Source organism: Azospirillum halopraeferens DSM 3675, assembly GCF_000429625.1.
Classification (GTDB): Bacteria; Pseudomonadota; Alphaproteobacteria; order Azospirillales; family Azospirillaceae; genus Azospirillum; species Azospirillum halopraeferens.
In genome coordinates this window covers 16,096-42,123 of record NZ_AUCF01000029.1, presented here as the reverse complement: position 1 = coordinate 42,123, position 26,028 = coordinate 16,096, and the positions used below count along the sequence as shown (strand labels likewise).

25 protein-coding genes are annotated in these 26,028 nt (G+C 73.1%); 16 read left to right on the top strand and 9 right to left on the bottom strand.

All coding sequences use genetic code 11. From position 1 onward, the window contains the following. Positions 1 to 88 precede the first annotated feature (88 nt). From G472_RS0120435 to G472_RS0120425, 3 genes are all read left to right on the top strand, one after another. Positions 89 to 304, top strand: a complete 216-nt coding sequence (locus G472_RS0120435) for a putative signal transducing protein (protein WP_029009857.1) — start codon at positions 89 to 91, stop codon at positions 302 to 304. Continuing rightward, positions 301 to 1,071 carry a tRNA1(Val) (adenine(37)-N6)-methyltransferase gene (locus tag G472_RS0120430; protein WP_051341087.1) on the top strand — a complete coding sequence of 257 codons (771 nt, stop codon included), beginning with the start codon at positions 301 to 303 and terminating at the stop codon, positions 1,069 to 1,071. Before G472_RS0120435 ends, G472_RS0120430 begins: the two co-directional genes overlap by 4 nt. Before the next feature lie 84 nt (positions 1,072 to 1,155). Continuing rightward, positions 1,156 to 2,043 (top strand): S49 family peptidase, encoded by an 888-nt coding sequence (locus G472_RS0120425; protein ID WP_029009855.1) that lies wholly within the window; start codon positions 1,156 to 1,158, stop codon positions 2,041 to 2,043. A gap of 6 nt (positions 2,044 to 2,049) precedes the next feature. On the opposite strand, the gene G472_RS0120420 is transcribed toward G472_RS0120425, so the two are convergent. Continuing rightward, positions 2,050 to 2,511, bottom strand: a complete 462-nt coding sequence (locus G472_RS0120420; protein WP_029009854.1) for a c-type cytochrome — start codon at positions 2,509 to 2,511, stop codon at positions 2,050 to 2,052. A gap of 182 nt (positions 2,512 to 2,693) precedes the next feature. On the opposite strand from G472_RS0120420, the gene G472_RS0120415 reads away from it, so the two are divergent. The 4 genes from G472_RS0120415 to G472_RS0120400 all read left to right on the top strand — a co-directional run bounded on the left by G472_RS0120415 (position 2,694) and on the right by G472_RS0120400 (position 6,203). Beyond that, positions 2,694 to 3,086 carry a hypothetical protein gene (locus G472_RS0120415; RefSeq protein WP_029009853.1) on the top strand — a complete coding sequence of 131 codons (393 nt, stop codon included), beginning with the start codon at positions 2,694 to 2,696 and terminating at the stop codon, positions 3,084 to 3,086. A gap of 105 nt (positions 3,087 to 3,191) precedes the next feature. Then, positions 3,192 to 3,755 carry a cupredoxin domain-containing protein gene (locus G472_RS0120410; RefSeq protein WP_029009852.1) on the top strand — a complete coding sequence of 188 codons (564 nt, stop codon included), beginning with the start codon at positions 3,192 to 3,194 and terminating at the stop codon, positions 3,753 to 3,755. 11 nt (positions 3,756 to 3,766) lie between these two features. Beyond that, positions 3,767 to 5,455 (top strand): copper resistance system multicopper oxidase, encoded by a 1,689-nt coding sequence (locus G472_RS34600; RefSeq protein ID WP_035693228.1) that lies wholly within the window; start codon positions 3,767 to 3,769, stop codon positions 5,453 to 5,455. A 19-nt stretch (positions 5,456 to 5,474) separates the two neighbouring features. Then, positions 5,475 to 6,203: a copper resistance protein B gene (locus G472_RS0120400; protein ID WP_169732838.1), complete on the top strand. Its 729-nt coding sequence runs from the start codon at positions 5,475 to 5,477 to the stop codon at positions 6,201 to 6,203. A gap of 28 nt (positions 6,204 to 6,231) precedes the next feature. On the opposite strand, the gene G472_RS0120395 is transcribed toward G472_RS0120400, so the two are convergent. After that, a complete protein-coding gene (locus G472_RS0120395; protein WP_029009850.1) occupies positions 6,232 to 6,702 on the bottom strand; it encodes a tellurite resistance TerB family protein in 471 nt (156 codons plus the stop codon). Between the two features lie 215 nt (positions 6,703 to 6,917). Between G472_RS0120395 and G472_RS0120390 the strand changes: the two genes are divergently transcribed. After that, complete coding sequence (locus G472_RS0120390; RefSeq protein ID WP_029009849.1) at positions 6,918 to 7,205, top strand: hypothetical protein; 288 nt, start codon at positions 6,918 to 6,920, stop codon at positions 7,203 to 7,205. 137 nt (positions 7,206 to 7,342) lie between these two features. Here G472_RS0120390 and G472_RS0120385 read toward each other — a convergent pair whose 3' ends face one another. Together G472_RS0120385 and G472_RS0120380 are read right to left on the bottom strand one after the other, a co-directional pair. Then, on the bottom strand, positions 7,343 to 8,017 hold the full coding sequence (locus G472_RS0120385) for a class I SAM-dependent methyltransferase (protein WP_029009848.1): 675 nt from the start codon (positions 8,015 to 8,017) through the stop codon (positions 7,343 to 7,345). A 90-nt stretch (positions 8,018 to 8,107) separates the two neighbouring features. Further along, the gene (locus G472_RS0120380) at positions 8,108 to 8,989 is read right to left on the bottom strand and encodes a hypothetical protein (RefSeq protein WP_029009847.1); all 882 of its coding nucleotides are present in this window, start codon (positions 8,987 to 8,989) and stop codon (positions 8,108 to 8,110) included. Between the two features lie 93 nt (positions 8,990 to 9,082). Between G472_RS0120380 and G472_RS0120375 the strand changes: the two genes are divergently transcribed. Next, positions 9,083 to 11,299: a tetratricopeptide repeat protein gene (locus tag G472_RS0120375; RefSeq protein ID WP_029009846.1), complete on the top strand. Its 2,217-nt coding sequence runs from the start codon at positions 9,083 to 9,085 to the stop codon at positions 11,297 to 11,299. Between the two features lie 14 nt (positions 11,300 to 11,313). Here the strand turns inward: G472_RS0120375 and G472_RS0120370 are convergent, their stop codons facing one another. The 3 genes from G472_RS0120370 to G472_RS37455 are packed head-to-tail and all read right to left on the bottom strand — an operon-like array spanning position 11,314 to position 16,123. Beyond that, positions 11,314 to 12,402, bottom strand: a complete 1,089-nt coding sequence (locus tag G472_RS0120370) for an FkbM family methyltransferase (protein ID WP_029009845.1) — start codon at positions 12,400 to 12,402, stop codon at positions 11,314 to 11,316. After that, positions 12,399 to 13,424 (bottom strand): hypothetical protein, encoded by a 1,026-nt coding sequence (locus G472_RS0120365; protein WP_029009844.1) that lies wholly within the window; start codon positions 13,422 to 13,424, stop codon positions 12,399 to 12,401. The genes G472_RS0120370 and G472_RS0120365 overlap by 4 nt, the downstream gene beginning before the upstream one ends. Beyond that, the gene (locus G472_RS37455) at positions 13,421 to 16,123 is read right to left on the bottom strand and encodes an O-linked N-acetylglucosamine transferase family protein (protein ID WP_051341086.1); all 2,703 of its coding nucleotides are present in this window, start codon (positions 16,121 to 16,123) and stop codon (positions 13,421 to 13,423) included. The genes G472_RS0120365 and G472_RS37455 overlap by 4 nt, the downstream gene beginning before the upstream one ends. Before the next feature lie 573 nt (positions 16,124 to 16,696). Here G472_RS37455 and G472_RS34590 point away from each other — a divergent pair. The 7 genes from G472_RS34590 to G472_RS37445 all read left to right on the top strand — a co-directional run bounded on the left by G472_RS34590 (position 16,697) and on the right by G472_RS37445 (position 24,415). Next, complete coding sequence (locus G472_RS34590) at positions 16,697 to 17,050, top strand: hypothetical protein (protein WP_029009843.1); 354 nt, start codon at positions 16,697 to 16,699, stop codon at positions 17,048 to 17,050. Between the two features lie 101 nt (positions 17,051 to 17,151). Next, the gene (locus tag G472_RS40290) at positions 17,152 to 18,018 is read left to right on the top strand and encodes a hypothetical protein (RefSeq protein WP_245593540.1); all 867 of its coding nucleotides are present in this window, start codon (positions 17,152 to 17,154) and stop codon (positions 18,016 to 18,018) included. A 269-nt stretch (positions 18,019 to 18,287) separates the two neighbouring features. Next, a complete protein-coding gene (locus G472_RS34580) occupies positions 18,288 to 19,289 on the top strand; it encodes a hypothetical protein (protein ID WP_051341085.1) in 1,002 nt (333 codons plus the stop codon). Between the two features lie 8 nt (positions 19,290 to 19,297). Next, entirely contained in the window at positions 19,298 to 21,847 is a 2,550-nt protein-coding gene (locus G472_RS0120340) for a molybdopterin-containing oxidoreductase family protein (RefSeq protein WP_029009842.1), read from the top strand. Between the two features lie 26 nt (positions 21,848 to 21,873). Beyond that, positions 21,874 to 22,542: a 4Fe-4S dicluster domain-containing protein gene (locus G472_RS34575; RefSeq protein ID WP_051341084.1), complete on the top strand. Its 669-nt coding sequence runs from the start codon at positions 21,874 to 21,876 to the stop codon at positions 22,540 to 22,542. A gap of 24 nt (positions 22,543 to 22,566) precedes the next feature. Continuing rightward, positions 22,567 to 23,274 carry a TorD/DmsD family molecular chaperone gene (locus tag G472_RS37450; protein ID WP_051341083.1) on the top strand — a complete coding sequence of 236 codons (708 nt, stop codon included), beginning with the start codon at positions 22,567 to 22,569 and terminating at the stop codon, positions 23,272 to 23,274. Positions 23,275 to 23,317: 43 nt separating this feature from the next. Further along, complete coding sequence (locus G472_RS37445) at positions 23,318 to 24,415, top strand: 4Fe-4S binding protein (RefSeq protein WP_029009841.1); 1,098 nt, start codon at positions 23,318 to 23,320, stop codon at positions 24,413 to 24,415. A gap of 29 nt (positions 24,416 to 24,444) precedes the next feature. Here the strand turns inward: G472_RS37445 and G472_RS37440 are convergent, their stop codons facing one another. Then, a complete protein-coding gene (locus tag G472_RS37440; RefSeq protein WP_051341082.1) occupies positions 24,445 to 24,912 on the bottom strand; it encodes a bacteriohemerythrin in 468 nt (155 codons plus the stop codon). Positions 24,913 to 25,011: 99 nt separating this feature from the next. After that, on the bottom strand, positions 25,012 to 26,025 hold the full coding sequence (locus G472_RS0120315; RefSeq protein WP_029009840.1) for a DUF6352 family protein: 1,014 nt from the start codon (positions 26,023 to 26,025) through the stop codon (positions 25,012 to 25,014). Between the last annotated feature and the right edge of the window lie 3 nt (positions 26,026 to 26,028).

Below are 26,028 nucleotides of genomic sequence, written 5' to 3'. Positions count from 1 at the left end.
GACGTGGCTGTACCCGGCAGCGAGCATACCGGTGGCGCCACCTCGGTCAAGTCCGCTGGCTCTCGGGCGTCACGGGGAAGGGCTCGCCATGACGGAAATCCTGCGCACGAACGACGTCGTCCGGTTGTCCTGGCTGTCCGCCCTGCTGGCCGACGCCGGGATCGGAGCGGTGGTGCTGGACACCCACACCAGCGTGCTGGAAGGTTCCATCGGCGCCATCCCCCGCCGCCTGATGGTGGCCGACGACGACGCCGAACGGGCCCGGCGCGTGCTGGCGGACGCCGGCGAGGAGACCGGGCCGTGAGCGACCTTCCCCCCGATTCTCCCGGTCACGACCATCTCCACACCGAAGATTCGCTGCTGGGCGGGCGGGTGCGGCTAGTGCAGCCGCGCCACGGCTACCGCGCCGCCGTTGATCCCGTGCTGCTGGCCGCCGCCACCGACGCCCGCACCGGCGATCGGGTGCTGGACGTCGGCACCGGTACCGGGGCGGCGGCCCTGTGCCTGGCGGCCCGCGTGCCCGGCGCCCGAATCACCGCCCTGGAGAAGGAGACGGATTCGGCCGAGCTGGCGCGGCACAATGTCGCGCTCAACGGCGCCACCGGCCGGGTGCTGGTGTACGCCGGCGACCTGCTGCGGCCGCCGCCGATTCTCGCCCCCGGCTCCTTCGACCGGGTGATGATGAACCCGCCCTACCTGCGGGCCGACGCCGCCACCCATCCCCCCGGCGCCGCCAGGGCCGCCGCCCATGTGGAGGGGGAGGCGCGGCTGGCCGACTGGATCGCCTTCGCCGCCGCCATGGTGCGCTCGCGCGGGCACCTGACGCTGATCCACCGCGCCGACCGGGTCGACGAGATCATGGCCCTGCTGCACGGCCGCTTCGGCGGCATCGTCCTGTTCCCGGTGTGGCCGGCACCGGGGGAGGAGGCGCGGCGCATCCTGGTCGCCGCCCAGCGCGGCGGCCGCGGCCCGGCGCGGCTGGCGGCGGGGCTGGCCCTGCACGGCGGCGACGGCGCCTTCACGCCCGAGGCCGAAGCGGTGCTGCGCGACGCCGCGGCGCTGCGCCTCTGATGCCGGTCAGGGGACATTCCGAACCCGGCATGGGGCCGGCGCACCTTTGATCTTCGGCATGGCCGTTCCCATGTTGGGGTGGCCATGAATGATTCCTTCCTGTCCAAGCTTCCCTTCGGTCCCTGGCGCACGCGCGGACCGCTGGTTTCGGTGGTGCGGCTGCACGGCGTCATCGGCGACGTCGGGCCGCTGCGCCGCGGACTGACCCTGGCCCATGTGGCGCCGCTGCTCGACCGCGCCTTCGCCCCCGGGGGCCAGGCGGCGGTGGCGCTGGTCATCAACTCCCCCGGCGGGTCTCCGGTGCAGTCGGCGTTGATTGCCCGGCGCATCCGCGACCTGTCGCAGGAGAAGAAGGTTCCGGTGCTCGCCTTCTGCGAGGACGTGGCGGCATCGGGCGGCTATTGGCTGGCCTGCGCGGCGGACGAGATCTTCGCCGACGAAAGCTCCATCGTCGGCTCCATCGGCGTGGTCTATGCCGGATTCGGCCTGCACGCCTTCATCGAGAAGCACGGGGTGGAACGGCGCCTCCACACGGCGGGCGACCGCAAGGTCCTCCTCGACCCCTTCTCGCCGGAGCGCGAGGACGGCGTCGCCCACCTCAAGGGCATCCAGGCGGACATCCACGACGCCTTCAAGTCCATGGTCCGCACCCGCCGCGACGGCCGCCTCAAGGGTACCGAGGAGGAATTGTTCTCCGGCGCCTTCTGGGCCGGCCGCCGCGCCCTGGCCTTCGGCCTGATCGACGGGCTGGGCGACGCGCGCACCGTGCTGCGCGGCCGCTTCGGCGACAAGGTGCGCCTGCGCGTGGTGGCGGAGGAGAAGGGGCTGTTCCGCCGCATGCGCCTGCGCACCGGCCTGCCCGCCCCGGCCCCGTCCGCCGCCGCCGTCACCGCCGGGCTGGCCGGCGGATTGGTGGACGCGGCGCTGAGCGCGGTGGAGGAGCGCGCCCTGTGGGCCCGCTTCGGCCTATAGGGCGCCTCAGCGGGCGGCCTGCGCCTGGATGGCGGCGTGGCGCCGCCGGATCTCCTCGGGCCAGGTGCTCTTGATGAAGGCCAGCACGGCGCGGATCTCGGTGTCGCTCAGGACATCGGCGAAGGCGGGCATGTCGCTTTGGTAGCCCGGCGGGGCGAAGGCTTCGATTCCGTGCTTGGTGATGCGGAACAGCGTCTCGTCGGGATGGTGCCAGGTGTGGCCCGTGGCATCGTGGGGCGGTGCCGGCATGCGGCCGTCCTCCCGGCGGGTCTGCCAGTCCGCCTCCCCTTCGAGCTGCGCCCCGTGGCAGGCGGCGCAGTGATCGGCGTAGACACCGCGGCCGAGCGCCACCTGTTCGGCGTCCGCCGGGTCGATGGCGGCCTGCGGCCAGGCCAGCAGCAGCCCCCCGCCCGCCGCAAGCACCGCGGCGCCGAGCGCCAGCAGGACGATCACGCCGGTCCTGGTCATTCGCTCGTCTCCCGATGGCGTGCGCGCATGGACTGTTCCCCCGATCCGGCGGTGGCGGCTCCCATGGCGGCTTATGGGGATGGCGGCCGCCCGGATCAAGCGGGGGCTTGCCGTCCGCGCGGGGGCTGCCTACAGTCGGGATGACCGATTGGCGGTCGTGCGCCGGGAGGCCGAACGCGGGCATGGGCATCGTGCGGATCATCGTCGTCGCGGTCGTCGCCGCACTGCTCGCCCAGAGCGGTGCCGCGTGGGCCGTGCCGCCGTCGTGGCATGATGGGCACCGCATCGCACCGGTCCAGCAGGACCGGGGGCACGGCGGACACGGTGATCACGGCGACTGCCTCGGGGTGCCCGCGCACGAGTCCGGACCTGTCCCCGCGCACGACGGCGCGCCGCCGCCCGGCGATCACGCGGGATGCTGCCTTGCCGCCTGCATCCAGCCGGCCGTGACCGCGGCGTCCGGCACCGTCGGCCCCGTCGCGTGGGACGCTGCGGTGCTGCTCCCCGCCAGCGGGCCCGACGGGCGCGGCCGCCCGGTGGCGCCCCTCAGACGCCCCCCGAAACCGGCGGCCTGATACGGCCGACGGACCCGCTTCCGTCATCCCCCCATGCACCACCTTCCGGCCGCCCGCGCGGCCGGACGCGCCGGCGCCCGCGCGCGCCGGGGAGATCGACGAGCCATGCACCCCAAATCCCTGCTGATCGCCACCATTGCCCTGCTGATGGCCGGCCCCGGCCCCGCGTTCGCCGCCGGCGGGCACGGCCATGGCCAGGCGCACGCCCACGACACCGCCGCCATCGGCCGGCCCGCCGCGGTGTCGGCCGCCCGGCGCACCATCCGCGTGGAGATGCACGACAACCATTTCACGCCCGACACCCTGCGCGTGAAGGCGGGCGAGACGATCCGCTTCGTCGTCACCAACAAAGGCGACTTCCTGCACGAGTTCAGCCTGGGCACCGCCGCCATGCATGCCGAGCACCAAAAGACCATGGCGGTGATGATGGAACACGGCATGCTGACCCCCACGGGCATCGACGCCGAGCGCATGAAAATGGACCATTCCGCCATGCCGGGCATGGACCACGGCGTGGGCCACGACCACGCCAACGGCGTGCTGGTGGAGCCGGGCAAGACCGCCGATTTCGCCTGGACGTTCGACAAGACCGTGGACCTGGAGTTCGCGTGCAACGTGCCCGGCCATTACGAAGCGGGAATGGTCGGCACCGTGGTGATCGGGCGATGAGGACGGCGCCGATGCACCGCGAACCGCACACCCTGTCCCGCCGCGCGGCACTCCGGCTCGCGGCGGCGGCGGGCCTGGCCGGCGTCGTCACCGCCCATGCCGGCCGCCATGCCTTTGCCGCGGCCGACCGGGCGCTCGACCTGGCGGTTGAGCGCACCCGCATCACCATCGACGGCGAGACCACCCGCGCCATCGCCATCGGCGGCTCCATTCCGGCCCCCACCCTGCGCTGGCGCGAGGGGGAGGAGGTCGTGGTGCGGGTCACCAACCGCCTGGACGAGCCCACCTCGATCCACTGGCACGGGTTGCTGCTGGAGGGCGTCATGGACGGCGCCCCCGGCTTCAACGGCTTCGCCCCGATCATGCCGGGGGAGACCTACACCTACCGCTTCGTCCTGCGCCAGGCCGGCACCTATTGGTACCACAGCCATTCCGCCGGCCAGGAGCAGGAGGGGATGTACGGCGCCATCGTCATCGAACCCGCCGGGCGCGACCCCGTGCGGGCCGACCGCGACCATGTGGTTCTGCTGTCCGACCACACCGCCGAGGCGCCGGCCGCGGTGCTGCGCAAGCTCAGGATCAGCGAGGGCTACTACAACAACGGTCGGCGCACGCTGGTCGACTTCTTCCGCGACGCGGAGCGCGACGGCTTCTCCGCCACCCTGCGCGACCGGCTCGCCTGGGGTAAGATGCGGATGGACGCCACCGATCTCGCCGACGTCACCGGTTACCGGTTCCTGGTCAACGGCAAGGGGGTGCGGGACCACTGGACCGGGCTCTTCCGGCCGGGCGAGCGGGTGCGGCTGCGCATCATCAACGGCTCGGCCATGAGCATCTTCGACGTGCGCATCCCCGGCCTCGCCATGACCGTCGTGGCCGCGGACGGACAGGACGTCATGCCCGTCCGGGTGGACGAATTCCGGATCGGCGTCGGCGAGACCTACGACGTCATCGTCCTGGCGCGGGAAGATCGGGCCTACACGGTGTTCGCCGAGCCCATCGACCGCTCCGGCTATGCCCGCGCCACCCTCGCCCCGCGGGAGGGCATGGCGGGGGAGATCCCGGAGCAACGGCCGCGCACCGTGCTGACCATGGCGGACATGGGCATGGACCATGGCGGGATGGACCATGGAGACATGGATCATGGCGGATCGGATCACGCCGCCATGGGCCATGGCGCCCACGGCGCCCACGGCGGTTCCGCGGGGCATGCCGACCCGGCCCCCGCACGGGCGGTGGGATGGGCGGACGCCGCCACCCCGCCGGGGGCGAAGGCGCTCGCCTACGATGACCTGCAATCCCTGACCCGCACCGCGGACCTGCGCGAGCCCGCGCACGTCATCGACCTGCGCCTGACCGGCATGATGTCCCGCTACGTCTGGACCCTGAACGGCAGGGCGTTCGACGACGGGGAGCCGATCCGCGTCGCCTATGGCGACCGGGTGCGCATCCGCTTCATCAACACCACGATGATGGCCCACCCCATGCACCTGCACGGCATGTTCATGGAGCTGGAGAACGGCCGCACCGGCCGCCTGCCGCGCAAGCATGTGGTGCTGGTTCCGCCGGGACGGACCCTGTCGGTGCTGGTGACGGCGAACGAGCCCGGGGAATGGCCGCTCCATTGCCACCTGCTCTACCACATGGCGTCGGGGATGATGGCCCGCTTCGTCGTCGAACCGCGCGCCGCGCGCCTGTGATGCTGGAAGGATGCCGCTGATGAAGATCGTGATGATCGCCCTCGGGCTCCTGGTCCTGGCCGCGACGCCGGTCCGGGCCGCCGGCCCCGAGCACGCCGAACGGTTCCACGAAGAGCTGCCGATCCTGGCCACGCTCCGGGTGGAGCGGCTGGAGCACCGCCGGTACGACGGTGCGAACACCGTCGACTGGCGCCTGCACGGCTGGATCGGGGATGGCACGAACAAGCTGTGGTTCGATTCCGAAGGACACCGGACCACGGACGGCGACGTGGAGGAGGCGGAGGTCCGCCTTCTCTACAGCCGCATGGTGTCGGAGTTCTGGGACGTCCAGGCGGGTGTGCGCCATGACCTGCGGCCCCGGCCGCAGACCACCTACGGGGTGCTGGGGGTGCGGGGCACCGCGCCGTGGTTCATCGAAACGAGCGCCCACGCCTTCGTGGCCGAGGATGGCGCGCTCAGCGCCCGTCTGGAAGCGGAGCACGACCTGCTCATCACCGGGTCGCTGGTGCTCCAGCCGTCGGTCGAGGTCAACCTGTCATCCCGGCGCGTGCACGAGCGGGAGATCGGCCGCGGTGTGACCGACGTGGAACTGGGCCTGCGCCTGCGCTACGAGTTCGCGCGGGAGTTCGCCCCGTACGTCGGGGTCGTGTGGGAGCGCAAGCTCGGACAAACCGCCGACCTGGCCCGCGCCCATGGGGAGGACGCGGGCAACCTGTCCTTTGTGACCGGCGTGCGGTTCTGGTTCTGATCCCGCACCCCAATGCCAACCCTGCGGGTCACTGAACGCCCAGGCGCTCCGCGACCCGCAGGCGGGCGGCGCCCGCCTCCCGGTCGGGCACCGCCAGCATGCCGGCGAGCCGGCGCAGCAGGTTGGCCTCCAGGTCGTTGAGGTGGCCGTCGGCGTAGGCCACCTCCCACAGCATCTCGATGATCCACAGCCGCTCCTCGGGGGGGCAGTGGTCGATGATGGTGCGCACGTAATTGTAGTGGTGCGCCGTCCCTTCGGTTTCCGTCTCGGCGGCGTGCATCAGCTCCGTCGCCTCGGCGTCGTTCAGGGAGAAGCGGCGGCGCACCACCGCGACGATGCGCGCGCGTTCCTCGGGGCGGATGCCGTTGTCGGTGCGGGCCGCCTCGACCAGCAGGGCGGCGGCGGCGAGCTGCAGCTCGTCCTGGCCGTGGGTGGTGCGGCGCCGGTCCTCGGGCGTCCCGTCCCAGTCCTCGAACAGCGCGCGGATGCGGTTCAGCATGATGTCTCCTGCCGGGGTGTCCTTGCGGGATAACGTCCCGGCGGGTGCCGGGGGTCCGCCGTGCCCGGGCGTTCCCGCCCCGGAAAATCGTGGGGACGACGGGGCGGTTTGTCCAGCCGGCCGGGGCGGGAATCGGGAGCCGCTGCGGCCGGAAGCGGCGCCCGCCGCCGGCTTCGCCCCTTGACCGTGGCGGCCCGCACCCCTAAGCATGGCCCATGCTGTCGTTCTCCAAGCTCCTCCTGCTCATCCTGGTGTTCGTCCTGGTCTTCTTCGGCTGGCGCTGGCTGAAGCGGATCGAGGCGGCCGGGCGCGACCGCCTGCGCGAGCGTGGCGACCGGCCGGCCCCCCACCGGCCGGCGGGTCCCGCCGGACCGGCCGCGCGATCGGGCAGCGCCCGCGCCGACGCGGCCGAGGACCTGGAGAAATGCCCGGAGTGCGGCGCCTACGTGGCGCCCCGCTCGGCGGTGGCGTGCGGCCGGCCCGGCTGCCCCTACGGCGGCTGATACGGCCGGAAAATGATCACTTCCATCATTTTCCGGCCGTGAAACCCGGCAGATCAATGCCTTGGCACTGATCGAAAGGGTCATACCAACGGCACCCTTCAGGTGCCGTTGGTATGACGCACCGTTCCGCCGCCGGGTCAACCGGGATCGGGCCGGTGCACGTACACGACGAACCCGACGCTGTCGGGGTCGGTCAGGCGCACCTCCTGAACCCAGTCGCGGCGCGATTCCAGGTGGGGGCGCAGGGCCTCCTGCTTGTCCAGGTCCCAGTCGTGGCACATGACGACCGAGCCCGGCCGGAAACGGGGCTCGAAGAAGCGGAATTGCTCCAGCGCCTGCGCCGGTTCCGCGGCACCGTCGAGGAAGACGCAATCGACCCCGCCGTCCTCGGTGATCATGGGCAGGAACAGCTCGGGCCGGTCACCGTGGATGAAGGTGGTGTGGGCCTTGTGGGCGGGCAGGTACTGTTCGTAGAAGCTGGCGGCCAGCAGGTAGTGGTTGCGGCTCGTCTCCAGCGTGACCAGCCGGCCGGCGCCGAGGTCCCGGAAGGCGGCGGAGATGAAGAAGGTGCTGCCGCCGCCCGTGAAGGTGCCGATCTCGTAACAGGTCCGCGGCCGGTGGCGCAGGATGGCGTCGTAGAGCGCCATGCGCTCCGCCACGTACATCTGGCCGGCCAGGTCGCGGCAGCCCTCGAAGAAGAATTGGCGGCGGGCGTCCCATTTCGGCTTCACGGCGACCATGTAGAGGATGCGGCCGAAGTCATCCAACTCATGGTAGTTGTGACGGAAGACGGGACTGTTGGGGGAAAGCATCGCACAGGGCTCCGCGGCCGGAAGGGCAAGGGGATCAGGCTAGCGGACGGAACGGGCGAGCGGCAACGCCGCGGTTGCCGCGGTTGCCCCCTACCCGGTCCGTTGCGCCATCAGCCGCGCATGGTGGCGCAGGACGCACTCGCGCCAATGGGCAGCGAAGAAAGGGCCGGTCCGCGTGCGGAACGATTCGACGGCGAGAGCGCGCAGCGCCGGGCCGTCGGTCCGCGACCGCACGCACCGGGGAATCTCCGTCCAGTCCGGGACGATCAGGCAGCCGTGCGCGGCGTAGAGGGGGTCGAGCGGCCCGGACTTCACGACGGGGATGCCCCCGGTCGCCAGCGTCTCCCAGACGCGCAGGGTGTCCGGCCCGTTGCCCGGCGGGCAGATCACGAAACGCGCGCGGCCGAGCAGGGCGAGGTAGTCGGGATAGGCCAGCCGTTCCGCGCACACGGTAACGCCGTCCTGCGCGATGGCGCGGCGCTCCGGGGAGGTGTCGGCCATGGCGGTCAGCAGCACCTCGACGTCGCGCTCCTCCCACGGCCGGCCGCCGGCCGCGGCGAGAATGGCGGCCCGGCTGCCGTGGGGCCGCTCGCGCTCCGAGAAGCCGATGGGGATCTGCATGATCCGGTCCGACCACAGGGGAAGGTTGGTGCCGCTCCACGACACCACCCGTTCGTCCTGCGCCAGCGCCGCGTGGCGGTACGGGGTGATGTCGCTGACGCCGGTCACCAGCCCGATGGGCACCCGGATGCGCGGCAGCACCTGCGCGAAGACCTCCATCCCGTCGGTCTTGACGAACACCAGGTCGCCCGGCCGCAGGGCGTCCACGTTCAGGCGGTCGTGGCCGTGCAGGCGGGTGACGCCGGCGCGGCGGTAATGGTCCTCCGGCAGGTCCAGCGCCTGGGCGCACCAGACGGGCGGCGTGTTGTAGCGCAGGAGGCCGGCGTCGTCCTCGTCCCCGGCGGCGGTCATGGCGGCGGTCCCCCTCGCGTGCGGCGTGCCGGTCCATCTCTACCATGACGACGCGGCGTTGACAGCATCCGGGGCCGCCGCCATCGTGCGGCCATGGCCTCCGTCTCCGAAGCCCTGTCGGTCGCGCTTGACCACCACCTCGCCGGGCGCGCCGCGGAGGCGGAGGAGCTGTACCGCCGCATCCTCGACGCCGTGCCCGGGCAGCCGCAGGCCAGCCACCTGCTGGGGCTGCTGCTGGCGCAGACCGGCCGGGCGGCGGAGGGGCTGGCCCATCTGGACGCCGCCGCCGCCGGCAACCCCGGCGCCCCCGACGTGCACCTGAACCGCGGCAAGGTGCAGGACGCGCTGGGCCGCACCGCCGACGCCGCGGCCAGCTACCGCACCGCCCTGACCCTCGACCCCGCGTCGGCGGAGGCGGCGCAGCGCCTGGCCGCGGCCCTGCGCGCCCTGGCCGACCGGGCCTTCGACGCCGGCGCCTTCGCCGCCGCGGCCGGGCTGTACGCGCCGGCACTGGCCCTGGCGCCGCAGGAGGTCGCCGCCTGGTTCGACCGCGGCATGGCCCTGCGCCGCTGCGGCCGCACCGCCGATGCCGCCGCGGCGCTGGGCCATGCCGCCCGCCTCGCCCCCGCCCTGGCCCGCCCCCGGCTGGAGGAGGCGGAGGCGCTGCGCGCCCTCGGCCGCACCGCCGCGGCGGCCGACGCCTACCGGGCGGCGGTGATGCTGCAACCGGACGACCCCGCGCCCCGCATGGGTCTGGCGCTCTGCCGCCACGCCGCCGGCGACGCCGCCGGGGCGGCGGCGGCCTACCGCGGCGTGCTGGCGCTGGTCCCCGCCGATGCCGCCGCCTGGGGCAACCTGTGCGCGGCGTGGCGCACCCCCGGCCGCCGCGCCGCCGCGGTGAGCGCCGGCCGCCGCGCCGCCGTGGCCGACCCCGGCGACCCCGCGGCCCTGATCAACCTGGGGGGCGCGTTGCAGGAGGACGAGCGGCCCCGCCCCGCCCTGGCCGTGGCGCGCCGCGCCCTGGCCCTCGCCCCCGACGCGGCGCAGGCGTGGCAGAACCTGGGGGCGGCGCTGGACACGCTGGGCGCGGTCACGGCCGCCGCCGCGGCCCTGCGCCGGTCCCTGCGGCTGCACCCCGGCGAAGGGCCGGTGCTGGCCCAGCTCGGCCGGGCGCTGGAACGGGCGGGGGCCGGTGCGGCGGCGGCCGGCGTCCTGCGCCGCGCCCTGGCCGCCCGGCCCGACGACGCGGAGTGTCTGTGCGCGCTGGGCCGCATCCGGCTGGGCGGGGGGGATGCCGCGGGCGCGCTGGCCTGCGCCGGGCGGGCGCTCCGCCTCATCCCCGGCCTGCCGAACGGCCTGCTGCTGGACGGCGCGGCGCGGGAGGCGCTGGGGGACGAGGCGGCGGCCCTGGCCGCCTACGACCGGGTGATCGCCACCACCCCCGGCCTGGGCACCGGTTTCTCGCGCCGCGCCCTGCTGCTGCTGCGCCGGACCACCGGGGCGGCCGCGCCGCCGCGCCCGCCGTCGGGCCGGCCGCGGATCGCCGCCGGCGGGCTGGGGCACGCCGGACGGTTCGGCAACCAGCTCCTCCAGTACGGCACCCTGCGCCTGTACGCGGAGCGGCACCGGCTGGAGCTGGAGACGCCGGAGTGGATCGGCCGCCACCTCTACGGCCTCGACGACCCGCTGCCGGGTCCGCCCCTGCCGGTGCTGCACGAGGACGACCTGGACCTTCGCGCCCTGTTCGCCCCCGGCGCCGCGGCCGATTGCGCCGGGCACGACGTCGCCGGCTATTTCTGCGGCGACACCGCGCCGCTGGCGTGGGGTCGGGACCAATGGCGCCGCCTGTTCACCCCCGTCGGTGCGGTGGCGGAGCGGGCGGAACGGGCCCTTGCCGCGGTGCGCGGGCGGGGGCGCACGCTGGTGGCGGTCCACCTGCGCCGCGGCGATTTCGGCGGCGAGCGCTTCTGGATCGCGCCGGAGGACTGGTACCTGGACTGGCTGGCCGCGTTGTGGCCGCGGCTGGACCGGCCGGTGCTCTACCTCGCCACCGACGCGCCGGCCCTGGCGGCCCGCTTCGCCGCCTACCGGCCGCTGTGCGCCGCCGACGTGGCGCCGCCCCTGCCGGGGGCGGAGTTCTTCGTGGACCACTGGGTGCTGGCGCGGGCCGACGCGCTGGCGGCGTCCAACAGCTCCTTCTCGGTCACCGCCGCCATGCTCAACCCGGGGGCCGCGGTGATGGTCCGTCCCGACCGGCGGCTGGCCCGCCTCGTCCCCTTCGACCCCTGGAACGGGCCGGTGCTGTGGTGACCCCCCGGCGGCCGTCAGCGCCGCACGTAGAAGGCGTCGCCCCAGCCGTGGTGGTGGGGGCTCACCTCCTCCACCCGCGCGAATCCGCGCGGGAACAGGATGTCGTCCAGGTCGGCGATGCGGCCGCAGCCTTCGTAGAGTTCGGCGTAATTGACCTCGGTGACCACCGCGTCGAAACGGTCCAGCAGGGCGCCGCAGCCGGCCAGCACCAGCCGCTCCGCCCCCTGGACGTCGAGGGCGAGGACGTTCCAGTCCGCCGGGTCCAGCCCGTGGTCGGCCAGGATGTCCGGCAGGGGCGCCGTCTCCACCTCCACGGTGCCGGCGGGGGTGATGTGGGGGTAGAGGTCGAGGTGGCGCGCCGGCGCCAGCAGGGACCCCGACTGGCTGCCGCTCATCCGCCGGAACACGGCGCGCCCGGCGGTGTCGGACACCGCCCGGTTGACGCACAGCACGTCGGGGTTGCCGGCGAAGCGGGCGGCCAGGCGGGCGAAGATGGCGGGGTCGGCCTCGATGAAGACGACCCGGCGGCAGCCGGCCTCGGCGTAGGCGGCGTACTCCTCCCCCTCGTGGGCGCCGGCGTGGATGATGCCGCGGGGCACCACGCCGTGGCGGGGGAACAGGTCGGCGTAGCGGAACATGGTAGGGTCGCGGGCGAACAGCCGTTTCCAGTGGCGCGGCGCCGTGGCCAGATGGGTGCAGGGATCGCCGCCGGCCGCCGGCTCGCGCCGGAACTCCAGATTCCGCCCGGCGAAGCGGAACAGCGCGTAGCCGTGGGCCTGCAGCCGCGCGTACAGCGCCGCCTCATCGCCCCCTGCCGCCGTGTGGTCGAACTGGACGAAGTCGACGCGGCGCAGCCGCAGCAGCGCCGCCGCCCCCGCCAGCGCCGGCGCCGCCGCACCCTCCCCGTGCAGCAGCAGCCCGTCGACGTGGCGCAGGCCGCGCTCCGCCAGCCAGGCGTCGAGGTCCGCCGGCACCGCCTCGGCGGCGACCGCGCGGCGGTCGGCGGCCAGGCCGGCGCTCCACGCCGCCGCCCCCGGCCCCAGCGCCACCACCGTCGTGCCGGCGGGCAGGAAGGCGCGCAGCAGCCCCAACTCCGGCGTCATCGCCCGCCCTCCCCCGGATGGTCGTCCTCCAGCAGGGCGGCGACGCGGTCGCACAGGGGGACCAGCACCGCCGGCCAGTCGGTGTCGGTGCGCTCCACATAGCGGGCGCGCACCCGCTCCGCCTCCGCCGCCACGTCGGCCGGCGCCATGGCGCGCAGGATGTGCGTCAGGCCGGCGCGGTTGGCCGCCTGCGCCGCCGGGTCGTAGGACCAGCAGAAATGCGCATTGCCCGCCCCGTCCCACCAGTCGTCGTGACCGTACACGGCGTGGCCGGACAGCAGGTACTCGATCATGTTGATCGGCCCGGTCTCCGAGAAGGAGGTGTTGGCCACCACCGCGAAATTCTGCCGCAGGAAGGCCAGCAGGTCCCCGTTGCCCTTCGGGACGTGGCCGACGACGCTGAAGTCGGCGTTCTCCCGGAACCCCAGGTCGCGCAGGGTGGCCACCAGCTCGGCCGAGTTCTTGCGGGGGCCGCCGTGGTAGACCAGCATCCGCACCTTGTCCGGCACGGGGAAGCGGCCGTGCAGGCGCGAGAACTCCACCTTGTCGATGGGGTGCGGGTGGAGCGACAGGTGGCGCACCGCCGCCACCGCCCAGTCATGGCAGGCGGCGACCCGCGGGTCGCGCGCCGCCACGCGGCGCATGGCCACGTCGTTGCTCAGCACCACCAGGGCGTACTGGCCTTCCAGCCAGCGGTAGGTTTCGGCCACCGCGTCCAGGGGGGCGTCGTAGCCATGGCGGCGGAAGGCGCCGTGGCGCCACTTGTCCACGTCGAAGTTCATGTTCTCCACGACCACCGAGCGCTTCCAGGTGCGCAGGGCCGGGTGCGGCAGGAAACTGACGAGAACGTCGCGCCCGCGCGGCGCCAGGGGCGCCGTCCACGGCGCGAAGGCCACCCGCCGCCCGAAGCGGGCGGTCAGCGCCTCCGTCACGAAGCGGCTGATCTGGGCGTGCCAGTGCCGCGTCGCCGGATAGGCGTCGGGCGGCTGCGGGAAGGAGACGTGGATGACCGGATCGCTCACCGCCCGCCCTCCCCCGCCCCGGCCCCGGCCCCGCCGGGCACGTCGGCCCCGTCGGGCACGTCGATGGCCGCCGGCGGCAGGCCGGCGCACCGCCGCCGCCACGCCGTGCGGAAGGCCGCCTCGACCGACCGGGCGTAGCCCGCCTCGTCCATCAGGGCGGAGCCGGCCACGCGCGCCCGCAGCCCGTCGCGCTGCGCCGCCAGGAAGGCGGGATCGCCGGCCAGGCGGACGGCCAGCGCCACATAGGCGTCGTCGTCGCCGGTCACCAGCGCGTCCAGCCCGACCGCGCCCAGCAGCGTCGCACCCCAGCGGGAGATCATCGCCTCCCCGGCCCGGTTCAGCACCGGCACGCCCATCCACAGGGCGTCGCAGATGGTGGTGCCGCCGTTGGCGAAGACGGGGTCCAGCGCCACGTCGACGCGCACGTAATCCTCGTAGGGGTCGGGGGTGATGCCGCGCAGCAGCAGCCGTTCGCGCCCTACGCCCAGGGCGGCGAAGGCGTCCAGCAGGCGCCGGCCGAGGCCGCCGGACGGGTCGAGGCCGCGCCATTTCAGCAGCAGCCGCGCGCCCGGCACGGCGTGCAGGACGCGCGCCCACAGGGCGATGGTCGGCGCGTTGACCTTGGTGATGTTGTTGAAGGAGCCGAAGGTGAACACCCCCGCCGTCTCCGCCGGCGGCCGCGGCGGCGGGGCGAAGGGCGATTCGGCCGGGCGGTAGCACAGCACGCAGCCGGGCAGCCGGATCAGCCGCTCCGACCGGCGGGCGTCGGCGCCGGGCGGCGCGACCCGGCGGTCGGCGAGCTGGTAGTCCATGGCCGACAGCCCGGTGGTGTTGGGATAGAGGGGCAGGCTGACCTGCACCGGCGCCGGCCGGCGCAGGAACAGGGGCATGCGGTTGCGCGACATGTGGCCGTCGCAGTCCACCAGCACGTCGATGCCGTCGGCGCGGATCAGCGCCTCCAGCTCCCCGTCGTCGAGGCCGGCCACGGCGCGCCAGCGGTCGGCGGCGGCGCGGAAGCGGTCGGTGGCGGCGTCGTGGCGCACGTCGTTGTGGTAGCAGGTGACCTCCACCGCCCGCCGGTCGTGGCCTTCGATCAGCGGCAGCAGGAAGTGATAGCCGGGGCCGGGATAGCGCTGGAAATCGGGCGACAGATAGCCGACGCGCAGGCGCCGGTCGGGATCGCCGCCCGCGGCCGGGACGGACGGTGGTGCCGCCGACGGCGGCGGCGGCGGCGGCACGAACCGCTCGAACCGGCGGTGTTCGGCGTACACGGCGTCGAGGTCGGCCGTTTCGTCGAAGCACAGGCAGAACAGCAGGTTGGACCGGACGGTGGCGTCGCCCGGCGCGCGCTCCAGGGCGGCGCGGAACTGCGCCGCCGCCTCGGCGTTGCGGCCGAGCGCCATCAGCGCCACCCCGAGGTTGGAGCGGGCCAGCGCCTCATGCCGTGCCGCACCGGGGATCAGCGCGCGCTCCAGGGGCGTCACCGCCTCCTCCGCCGCACCGGACTCCAGCAGGCCCATGCCCACGTTGATCCAGGCGACGGCGTTCGCCGGCTCCAGGGCCAGGGCGCGGCGGTGCCGGGGCAGCGCGTCCGCAGTGCGCCTGAGGGCCTGGAGGGCCGAGCCGGCGTTGGCCGCGGCCGTGGCGTCGCCGGGCGCCAGACGCACCGCCCGGCGGGCCGGGAGAATCGCGTCGTCGCGTCCCTGCACCGCCAGAGCCACCGCCAGCCCCGACAGGCCGTCGGCATGGGCCGGCTCCAGCGCCAGAGCGCGGCGGTACCATGCCGCGGCCGCGGCGGCCCGGCCCCGGCCGTGCTCCATCCCGGCCAGCCGGCGCAGCGCATCGGCGGCGTCCGGCAGCAGCCGCACGGCGCGGGCCAGCCAGCGCACCGCCGCCTCCGGGGCGCCGGCGTCGGCGTGGCTGTCGCCCAGCACCTTGGCCGCTTCGCCGTGGTCGGGGACCAGCGCCAGCACGCGGCGGCAGGCGGCGGCGGCCCCGGCGGTGTCGCCGCCGGCGTGGCAGAGGCCGGCGGTCTGCTCATGGGCCTGCACCAGCAGCGGCGCCCGGGCGGCGGCGTCGCGGAAGGCCGCCAGCGCCTCCCCCGGACGGCCGGCGTCGCGCAGGGCGGCCCCGCGGTTGAAGGCGGCGGCCGCCAGCCCGGGGTGCAGCGCCACCGCGCGGCCGTACCACGCCGCGGCCGGCAGGGGCCGCCCCCCGTCGTACAGGGCGTCGCCCAGGCACGAGGCGGCTTCCGCGTGGTCCGGGGCGAGGGCCAGCAGGCCCCGCCACCCCTGCGCCGCCGCGTCGGCGCGGCCGGCGCGGGCCGCGGCGGCGGCGGCCAGCCGGTGGTGATCGGGCTCCAGGGGTGCCAGGCGGGCGGCGGCGGCGTAGGCGGCGGCGGCCTCGCCAAAATGTCCGCCCGCCTCCAGCAGGCGGCCGAGGTTCAGGTGGAACAGGGGTTGGCGCCCGTCCGCCTCGACGGCGCGGCGGATGCGGGCGATGCCCGCCTCCGCCCGGCCGGTTGCCGCGTCGATCAGGCCCAGCAGGTGCAGGGCATCGGGCTGGCCGGGCGTGCCGCGCAGCACCGCCTCGTACAGCGTGCGCGCATCGTCCAGGCGGCCGTCGCGGTGAAGCGCCACGGCGCGGGCCAAACGGTTATCGACGCCGGCGGCGGGCTTCGGGCGGCGGGAGGGCTTCATGGAGGGTCCGCGGGCTGGCATGTGCGACCGGGCGATAGTGGGGTCGCGCTTCACCCCTTGGCAAGGCCCGGCGACGATCGAACACCGAGTCGGCCCCGCCCGGGCGGGAAACGCCGGCCGTTCCCGCGCATCTTCGCCGTGCAGCAGGCATCACGATGTGTATCGTCGCCCGGCACGACGGTCGATCCCTCTCTCGGCCGGCTCGTCATGCCCTTCGGATGACGCCCAATTCCACGCGGGGATCTGCGACAAATTCGCCGTGCACGTGCGCTGAACGCCCGGGACCCGTCGGCAAACGCATGGGGCGGCCCCGGTGGCACACCCCGCGGATGTGACCACCCGGTTCTGATTTCAGCATTCCATCAACGACTTGCCGATATTCATTGGCCCTGCGAACTGTGTGGATTTTCCTAAAAGTTTCTCGGGTGTTAAGGCATCCTTAAGCATAAGGCAAGTCATCCGCCCCGGCACCCAAGTTGACATGATCGCCTCCCGAATGGCATAACCGGCACAAGATCAGGGGTTACCAATAACTTCATACACGAACCAAGTAGCCCTGACAGAACAAGACTCATGGACGGCGAGGAAACGATGCAACCATTGGCGTTGGCATCTGCGCTCCTTTTGTGTCTGACGGCTCCCGCTTTTGCTGCGGGATCGGCCGCGAATGCTTCCCGAGCGGCCGCCATGGCGGAAGGGGAACCGGCATTCATTGCGGGGACCACGCCGTCGGTCCGGCCCGATCGTGCCCCGGCCGTCGCGGCGATCGCACGCGATGCGGGGTGGTACGCCGGCGCGCTGAGCGGCGTCAGCGCTCCTTATCCGCAGAGCCTCAAGTTCCTCGAGGACCAGGGGAACTGGTACACGCCCTTCACGAAGCCGGGCATGCCCGGCCCCTATGACCTGCGGCGCTGGCACACCCCCTGAGGGAATTGGCAGCCCCGGCCGGTCGATCACTGCAAGGCAACGGCGAACGTTCGGCGTTCCGCAAACGGCTCCGGCCGGCTCGGCCTTCCGTTACCCCGCGGGTGCGCCCGCTCGACGAGACTTCGGCGGCGCCCCGCCGGAACGCACGGCCGCACGCACGGCCGGCGAAAGATACACGCATCCAAATCAATGAACCTGCATCAAGGAGGAATCGGATGAACAAGGGTCTGCGCACCGCTCTGATCGCGGCGGCACTGGTGACCGGCATGGCCACGGCATCGGTGGCCGTCGCCCAGGGCATGAGCGGTATGTCCGGCATGGGTGGGATGGGCGGCATGTCCGGCATGATGCCGCAGGGCATGGGCGGCATGTCCGGCATGGGCGGAATGTCCGGTATGGGCGGCATGGGTGGCATGTCCGGTATGGGCGGAATGGGCGGCATGTCCGGCATGGGCGGCATGTCCGGCATGGGCGGCATGTCCGGCATGGGCGGAATGGGCGGCATGTCCGGTATGGGCGGAATGGGCGGAATGTCCGGCATGGGCGGCATGGGCGGCATGAGCGGCATGAGCGGAATGGGCGGCATGGGCGGCATGTCCGGCATGGGCGGCATGTCCGGCATGGGCGGAATGGGCGGCATGGGCGGAATGGGCGGAATGTCCGGCATGGGCGGCATGTCCGGCATGGGCGGCATGTCCGGCATGGGCGGAATGGGCGGCATGTCCGGTATGGGCGGAATGGGCGGCATGTCCGGTATGGGCGGAATGGGCGGAATGTCCGGCATGGGCGGCATGGGCGGCATGAGCGGCATGAGCGGAATGGGCGGCATGGGCGGCATGTCCGGCATGGGCGGCATGTCCGGCATGGGCGGAATGGGCGGCATGTCCGGTATGGGCGGAATGGGCGGCATGTCCGGTATGGGCGGAATGGGCGGCATGTCCGGCATGGGCGGCATGCAGGGGAACTGACCCCGGACGCCGGTACCGGGCGTCGGTGGGTCTCCCGCCGGCGTTCGGTGCCGCCGGGCGGCATCCGCCGCCTCTCGCGGACGCTCCGGACACCCGCCGGAGCATGAGGGCACGCGGTCGGCCCGGTTCGGCGCCGGGTCCGGCCCGTTGCCGTCCGCCGCCTCACCGGGCAGCGGTCACCGCCGCACCGACACACCCCCGAACGTCAACCCTCGACCGTCGCAGGGGCCGGCACAATGACGTCGAACAGTCCGAGAAATGTCCCGTCGATGGCCTATTTCGTTGGCCTTTTCCTGATGCTGGGTCTGGTTCTGTGGGCCCTTCCGCCCGACCGCGGCGCCGCCACCAAGATGGCCCCCGCCGAGCGGACCGCCGCAGCACCGGCAGCACCGGCAGCACCCGCCGCGGTCGAGACACGGCCGACGTCCGCCGCGGCGGCACCCGCCGAACCGGCGGTCCCGACCGCCGTCATTCCGGCCGCCGCCGCCGTGGCAGCCGCGGCGGCCCCGGCGGCGGCGACCGTTGCGGTGCCGGTCCGGGAGCCCGGGGCGGATTACGACGCGGCACGCTGGTCACCGCTGCACTTCAGGCCCGCGATCGACACGGCCACCAACGAACAGTGCCTGGAATGTCACCGTGAAGTGCTGGAGCCCTCGGTGCGCACGGCGTCGCCGGCCGGCCTCCCCGCCGCCGTCACGCTGGCGTGGTACCAGACGCTCGACACCTACGCCGGGCCGCAGGACACCTTCCACCGCCGTCATCTCGTCAGCGGCATGGCGCAGGACCTGATGGACCTGCAGTGCACCTTCTGCCATCGCGGCTCCGACCCCCGCGAGGAGGCGCCGGTGCCGCCGACCCTGACCGACGCCGGCTTCACCCTGCGCAAATCGGTCAATCCCGAGACTTCGTGCCTGGCCTGTCACGGCCGCTTCCCGTGGGAGCACATGGAAGGGCTGGCCGGGCCCTGGGAGCATGAGCGCGAAACCTACGAACCGGAACCCGGCACCAACGGCTGTCTCGCCTGCCACAACAGCGAGGCCGGTTTCCGCAGCGTGCGCCACCGGGTCAGCTATCTGAAAGCCGAGGCGATCGAGGCCGCCGCCGAAACCAACGCCGACACCTGCTACGGCTGCCACGGCGGGCGTTCCTGGTACCGCATCTCCTATCCCTATCCGCGCCACCCCTGGCCCGACATGCCCGAGGAGACGCCGGAGTGGGCGAAGGGCCGCCCCGCCGCATCCGACCCGCGCTACGCCCTTCCCAAGGAATGAGAGCCGCCATGAGCCACGACGACCGCACCCACATCCTCGGCTCCGCGCTGAACGTCTCGCGCCGCGGCTTCATCCAGGGCGCCGCCGCGACGGGCGCCGCCACCGGCCTGTTCCGCAGCGTGGCGCCGCAGGAGGCCAAGGCGTTCGCCTACGCCCCCTACCCCACCGACGACGAACTGGTGACGGTGCCCACGAGCTGCGCCCACAACTGCGGCTCGCGCCACATGCTGGTGGCCCACAAGAAGGGCGACGTCATCGTCCGCCTGTCCACCGACGACGGCCGCTACCAGGGGCCCGAAGGCGGCTACGGCTACGACACCGAAGAGGTGCCGCAGCTCCGCGCCTGCCTGCGCGGCCGCTCCTACCGGGCCCGCCTCTATTCCGCCGAACGGCTGCTCTACCCCATGGTCCGCGTCGGCGCGCGCGGCGAGGGCAAGTTCAAGCGCGCGTCCTGGGACGCGGCGCTGGACTACGTGGCCGAGCGGATGGTGCACATCAAGAACGAGTACGGCCCGCAGGCCCTGCTGGACCAGAGCTACGCCGGCGCCTCCTACGGCGTTCTTCACAAGTCGGATCAGATCGAGGGGCTGCTCGGCCGCTTCCTCGGCATGTTCGGCTGCCGCACCTCCTCCTGGTCGGTGCCGTCCTACCAGGCGACCACCTTCTCCAGCCGCATGACCTTCGGCACCATCGAGGACGGCAACGAGGACGACGCGTTCGCCCATTCCAAGCTGATCATCATGTGGGGGTGGAACCCGGCCTACACCTTCCACGGCGGCAACACCTTCTATTACATGCGCCTGGCCAGGCAGCGCGGCTGCCGCTTCGTGCTGATCGACCCGCAGTACACGGACGCCGCCAGCTCCTACGACGCCTGGTGGATTCCCATCCGCCCCGCCACCGACGCGGCCATGATGGCCGGCATGGCCTATTACATCTTCACGCAGAACCTTCAGGATCAGGACTTCATCAACCGCTTCACCCAGGGAATGGACCCCGGCACCATGCCGGACTGGGCGCGGGGGCAGGAGAGTTTCCGCGATTACATCCTCGGCACCTCCGACGGCACGCCCAAGACGCCGGAGTGGGCCGCGGCCATTTGCGGCGTGCCGGCCACCGACATCATCAAACTGGCCGACCTCTACGCCCGCACCAAGCCGGCGGCGCTGAAGGCGTCGTGGGCGCCCGGCCGCAACTCCAACGGCGAGCAGTACAACCGCATGGCCGCGGCGCTGCAGGCGATGACCGGCAACATCGGCAAGCTGGGCGGCTGCGCGGAGGGGGTGGGCAAGGGCTGGCACGCCGAGGCGGTGGCCTATCCCTACGACGAGTTCGCCAACGTCTGGTACGCCTCCATCAAGTCGGACCGCTGGGCGCACCTCGTGCTCAACTATCCCAACCTGAAGCGGGAGGAGATCGGCCTGTGGCCGCGCGGCGACCATCTGGACGGCGTCATCCCCGACATCCGCGGCATCTTCTGGCAGGGGTCCAACTGGTTCAACCAGCTTCCCCACATCAACAAGCAGATCGACGCGATCAAGAAGCTGGACCTGGTGGTGTGCAACGACAGCACCATCACCCCGTCCGGCCTCTACGCCGACGTGCTGTTCCCCGTCGCCACCCATTTCGAGCGGCATGACGTGGCCCTGCCCTGGTACAAGGGCCACTACTACATCCACCGCCCCAAGGTCATCCAGCCGCTGGGCGAGTCGAAGACCGACTTCCAGATCTACACCGAGCTGGCCTGGCGGCTCGGCTTCGGCGACCGCTACAACCCGCGCGCCACGCGGGAATACTTCCACCACGACGACGCGGTGGACGAAGCCTATCTTTCGGCCTGGTGGGAGCGGGTGCAGCACCACCAGGGGGTCGACATCTCGTGGGATGAGTTCAAGACGCGCGGAACCTACAAGTTCCGGCTGCCGCGCCCCCACGTCGCCTTCCGGGACCAGATCGAGAAGGGCATCCCCTTCCAGACCCCGTCGGGCAAGATCGAGATCCTGTCGACCACGCTGGCGCAGACGACGGACTTCACCCGCACCGCCTGGGGCTACCCGATCCCGGCCATCCCCAAGTGGGTGGAGCCGTTCGAAAGCCTGAACCACACGGACAAGACGGCGGAGCACCCCTTCCACATGGTGACGCCGCACCCGCGCTGGCGCACCCATTCCATCTTCCACAACATCCCCTGGCTGCGCGAGACCTATGACCAGGAGGTCACCATCAACGCCGCCGACGCGGCGGCGCTGGGCATCGCCACGGGCGACACGGTGGAGGTGTGGAACGAGCGCGGCCGCATCGTGCTGCCCGCCTATGTGACGGAGCGGGTCATGCCCGGCGTCTGCGTGGTGCACGAGGGGCCATGGCTGGACCTGGACGCCGACGGCGTCGACCGCTCCGGCAACCCCGACTTCCTCACCCTGGACGAGCCGAGCCCGGCCGGCGGCTTCGCCTACAACACCATCCTGGTGAACATGCGCAAGACCGACCTCAACCACCGGCCGGGCTGGGACCGGATCGCCACCTCGCGGTCGCACGTGTTCCGCCGCGGCGTCTGACCCGTGATCGTTAGGAGACCGCACCCATGGCCGACAACACGGACAAGACCCGCATCCAGGTGGCGATCAAGGAGAGGAAGCGCGTCGGCTATACGCCGGTCGTGCCCGACACGCAGCTCGGCTTCGTCCACAACAACGTGGACTGCATCGGCTGCCGCGCCTGCGAGATCGCCTGCAAGGACAAGAACGGCCTGCCGCCGGGCCCCCGCTTCCGCCGCGTGATGTACGTGGAAGGCGGGCGGTTCCCCGACGTGTTCGCCTATAAGGTCAACATGTCCTGCAACCACTGCGCCGAGCCCGCCTGCCTTCCCACCTGCCCGACCGGCGCCATCTTCAAGCGTCAGAAGGACGGGATCGTCGACATCGACTCCACCCTGTGCATCGGCTGCCGCCGCTGCGAAGCCGCCTGTCCCTTCGGGGCACCGCAGTTCGACCCGACCACCAACACGGTGTCCAAGTGCAACATGTGCGTCGACGAGATCGACGCCGGGCGCAAGCCCTACTGCGTCATGGGCTGCATGATGCGGGTGCTGGACATCGGGCCGATCGACAAGATCCGCGACGGCACCCATCCCACCAAGGCCATCGGCCCCGGCGACCACACCGTGCGCCAGGTCCGCAACATGGCGAACCCGGACCTGACCAACCCCTCCATCGCCTTCGTTCCCCATCCCAAGGGACGGGTGGAAGGCTAAGCCCATGCACGACGGGACCACCCCATGGACAGCCTGAGCCCCGAGTCCGTCGCCGCGACGTTCGCCCGCGGCGCGGCCGCGGACCTGCGGTGGCTGGCCCGCCTGCACGACCGCGAACCGACCGCGGCGCTGCTGGCGGAGCTGGCCGCGGCCCCTCCCGCGGAGTGTCTGGCCCTGCGGCTGGACGGGGAGGACGCCGCCCGCGGGTTCGATCTGCTGGCCCGCACGCTGGCGGAGCCGGTGACGCCGGCCCTGCTGGAGGAGCTGGCGGTGGACTTCGCTGCCATCCACCTCAACCACACCTACCGCGCCGCCCCCATCGAGTCCGTCTGGGTCCACGACGAACCGCTGGTGCGCCAGGAGGCGATGTTCGCGGTGAAGCGCTGGCACCGCCGCGCCGGCGTCGAGCCGGCCGACGACCAGCGCCGCGACCCCGACCATCTGGTGCTGGAGCTGCACTTCCTGGCGGTCCTGTGCGAGCGCGCCGGCGACGACGCGGCCGCCCTGGACGACGTCGTGGCGTTCCTGGACGAGCACCCCCTGCGCTGGGTCCCCGCCTTCTGCGGCCGCGTCGCGACGCGGTGCGCCACCCCCTTCTTTGCCGGGGCGGCCCTGCTGACGGGGGCCTACCTGGAGCGGCTGCGCACGGTGCTGGGTGCTGCCCTCGGCCGGCCGCGGCCGGCCGCCTGCGACGAAAAGGTCAGTTCCCGCAGCGATCGTCCTTGCGGATGATGGCCCGGACGGCCGAGCCGGGCCGCCGACGGGAGGAGCGTTCATGGGCAGCAGCATGGTCGGCCGCTTCAGTCTCGCCCGCGACACCTGCACCGCCGGCCTGCCGCGCCTTCACGCGGAGCGGTGCGTCCACCGGATAGCCGCCGTCGCCACCTGCCGGGCCTGTGCCGACGCCTGCCCGCGCGGCGCCTGGAGCGTCGACGACGGCGGGGTGAGCCTCGACGCCGCCCGGTGCGACGGCTGCGGCCTGTGCGTCCCCGCCTGCCCCGAGGGCGTCATCGCCACCCCTCACCGCCCGGTGCGGCGCCGCGACGCCGCCGGCCCCCTGGCTATGGCCGCGTGCGGCCAGAGCGGGCTGGCCAACGGCCGCGAGGGCGTGGTCGGTGTGCTGCCCTGCCTCAACGCCATCGGACTCGCCGATCTGATCGCGCTGTACGGTGCCGGCGTGCGCCGGCTGGTGGTGACCGGCGGCGACTGCGCCGCCTGCCCCACCGGGTGCTCCACGGCGGTACGGCTGGACACGGCGGTGGCGGAGCTGAACCGGCTGCTCGACGGGCGCGGCCTGCCGCCGCTGGCCCTGCGCCGCCGCTCCCCGACCCCGTGGCGGGCGCAACTCCGCTTCGACACCGAGCCGGACGGGGGGCCGGACGGGGCACCGGGCATCGGGCGGCGCGCCCTGCTGCGCATGGTGGCGGCGCCGCCGGCCGCGGATCCGCCCCCGGCCGCCGGTCGGGCGCCCGCCCGCCTGCTGCCGCCGCCGGCACCCGGACGGACGGACGACACGGTTCCCTGGCCATGGGTGCCATCGCTGGACGCGGCGCGCTGCACCGCCTGCGGCGCCTGCGCCCGCCTGTGCCCCCACGGCGCCATCCGCCTGGACCCCGACCCGCCCGCCTTCCACCTGGAGCCGGCGGACTGCACCGGCTGCTGTCTGTGCACCGACGTGTGCACCGAGGACGCGGTGATCCTGGAACGGCTGGCCCCCCGGCGCCAGACCACCCTGCCCCTGGAACGCCATCGCTGCCGCGCCTGCGGCGTCGAGGAGCTGTCTCCCGCCGCCCGTCCCGCCGCCGCGGACGGGCTGTGCCGCATCTGCCGCACCACCCGCCGCACCGCACGCCTGTTCCAGGTGCTGGATTAGGCCCGCTCCCCCCGCGAACGGGGGCGCCGTCAGGCCGCGCCCGCGCCGCGCCCGCCGAGCCAGGCGCCGAGCTTCATGTCGACGCCGAGGATGTGGCCGGACAGCCATTTGCCGAGGAAGCCCAGGACGAACGCCCCCTGCTCTCCGCCGGCGTCGAGGGCGTTGTTCACGTCGTGAAGCTGGCGCACGAAGCTGTCGTGCATCGCCTTGTGGGCGGCGTAGTCGGGATAGCCGTACTCCCGCATCAGCCGCTCCTCGCGGTCGAAATGGGTGTCGCAGTAGGCCAGCAGTTCGACCAGCACGCCTTCGATCTCGGCATCGCCCCGGTTCTCGTTGACCGCGTCGACGAAGGCGTTGAACAGCTCGAACAGGCGGCGGTGGTCGGCGTCGATGCCGCCGTGGCCGACCCCGTAGGAGTCCTGCCAGGTCACGCCGTCCCAGCGCGGCCGTTCGTGGGCGCCGGGTTTCATGGTCCGGGCCTGTATGGAGTGCGTCATGGCGTTTCCCCGCGTCCGTTATGGCCATAATTTTTGTATGGATTTATTAGCCCGGCGGACGATCGGGGCCAAGGCGGCAATCTGTCTCATGAGGCCGGATCAGGACACCGCGGCCAGCGGCAGGTTCACCAGCAGGTTCTGGGGCTTCAGGCGCACCCGCCGGTCGGCGTCCATGGCCAGCGCCAGATAGACCGGCCGGCCGGCGATGTCGGCGCGCATCGCCGCGGGGTCGGCGAACTCCAGGCGGAACAGGGAGAGGATGCGGGCCAGCCGCTCCTCCTCCACCGGCTGGCCGCGGTAGAGGTCGTTGAGGATGGCCGACCCCTCGGCGTCCAGCCCGACGTGCCACACCCAGCGCTCGTCCCGGATGGTCTGCACCGGCTGGATGGACACCCGGACCGCCAGGAAATGGGCGACCCAGGACTCCAGCACGCGGGACAGCGCGTCCAGGCCGGCAGCGCCGAAGGTAATGTCCAGCACCGTGTCGTGGCGGCCGGCCCGCGCCCAGTATTCCTCCTGCGTGCGCTCGTCCAGCACGTCCAGCTCCACCGAACGGGGCGCCATGCCGGCCTCCGTCACCAGCCGGCCGAGGCTGCCGAAGCCGCCGGTAGCGGCGTGCATTTCCACCGTCTCGGCGTCGGCGAGGCGCACCCGGCCGCCCTCGACCGAGGCGATCTGGGTGCGGAACAGCAGCTCCCCCGCCCGCACCCGCAGGGCGGACGGCGTGCCCTCCAGGATGCCGCGCAGGATGGCGTGAACGAGCTGGTCGAGGAACAGCCCCGGCACCCCCCGCGCGCCCTCGCGGAACAGGGCGAGATAGGCCGCCTCCAGCGTGCCGCCGGCCAGCAGCCGGTCGCGGAAGGCCAGCCACACCCGCCAGTTCGCCACCGCGTCGGGGTCCGCGGGGGCGCTCACCTCCGCCTCGCTCACGGGGCGGGACGGCGCCTCCATCAGGCGGGCGTGCAGGGCGCGCTCGGCCGCGCAGCTCTCGGCCACCGGCGCCATCTCCGGTCGCGCGAGATAGGCGCGCAGGAAATCGTCGGTAACCGCCAGCCGGCCGTCGGCGTCGCGGCGCAGCAGGTGATAGCCGCTTTCGCTCCAGAAATCGGGCATCTC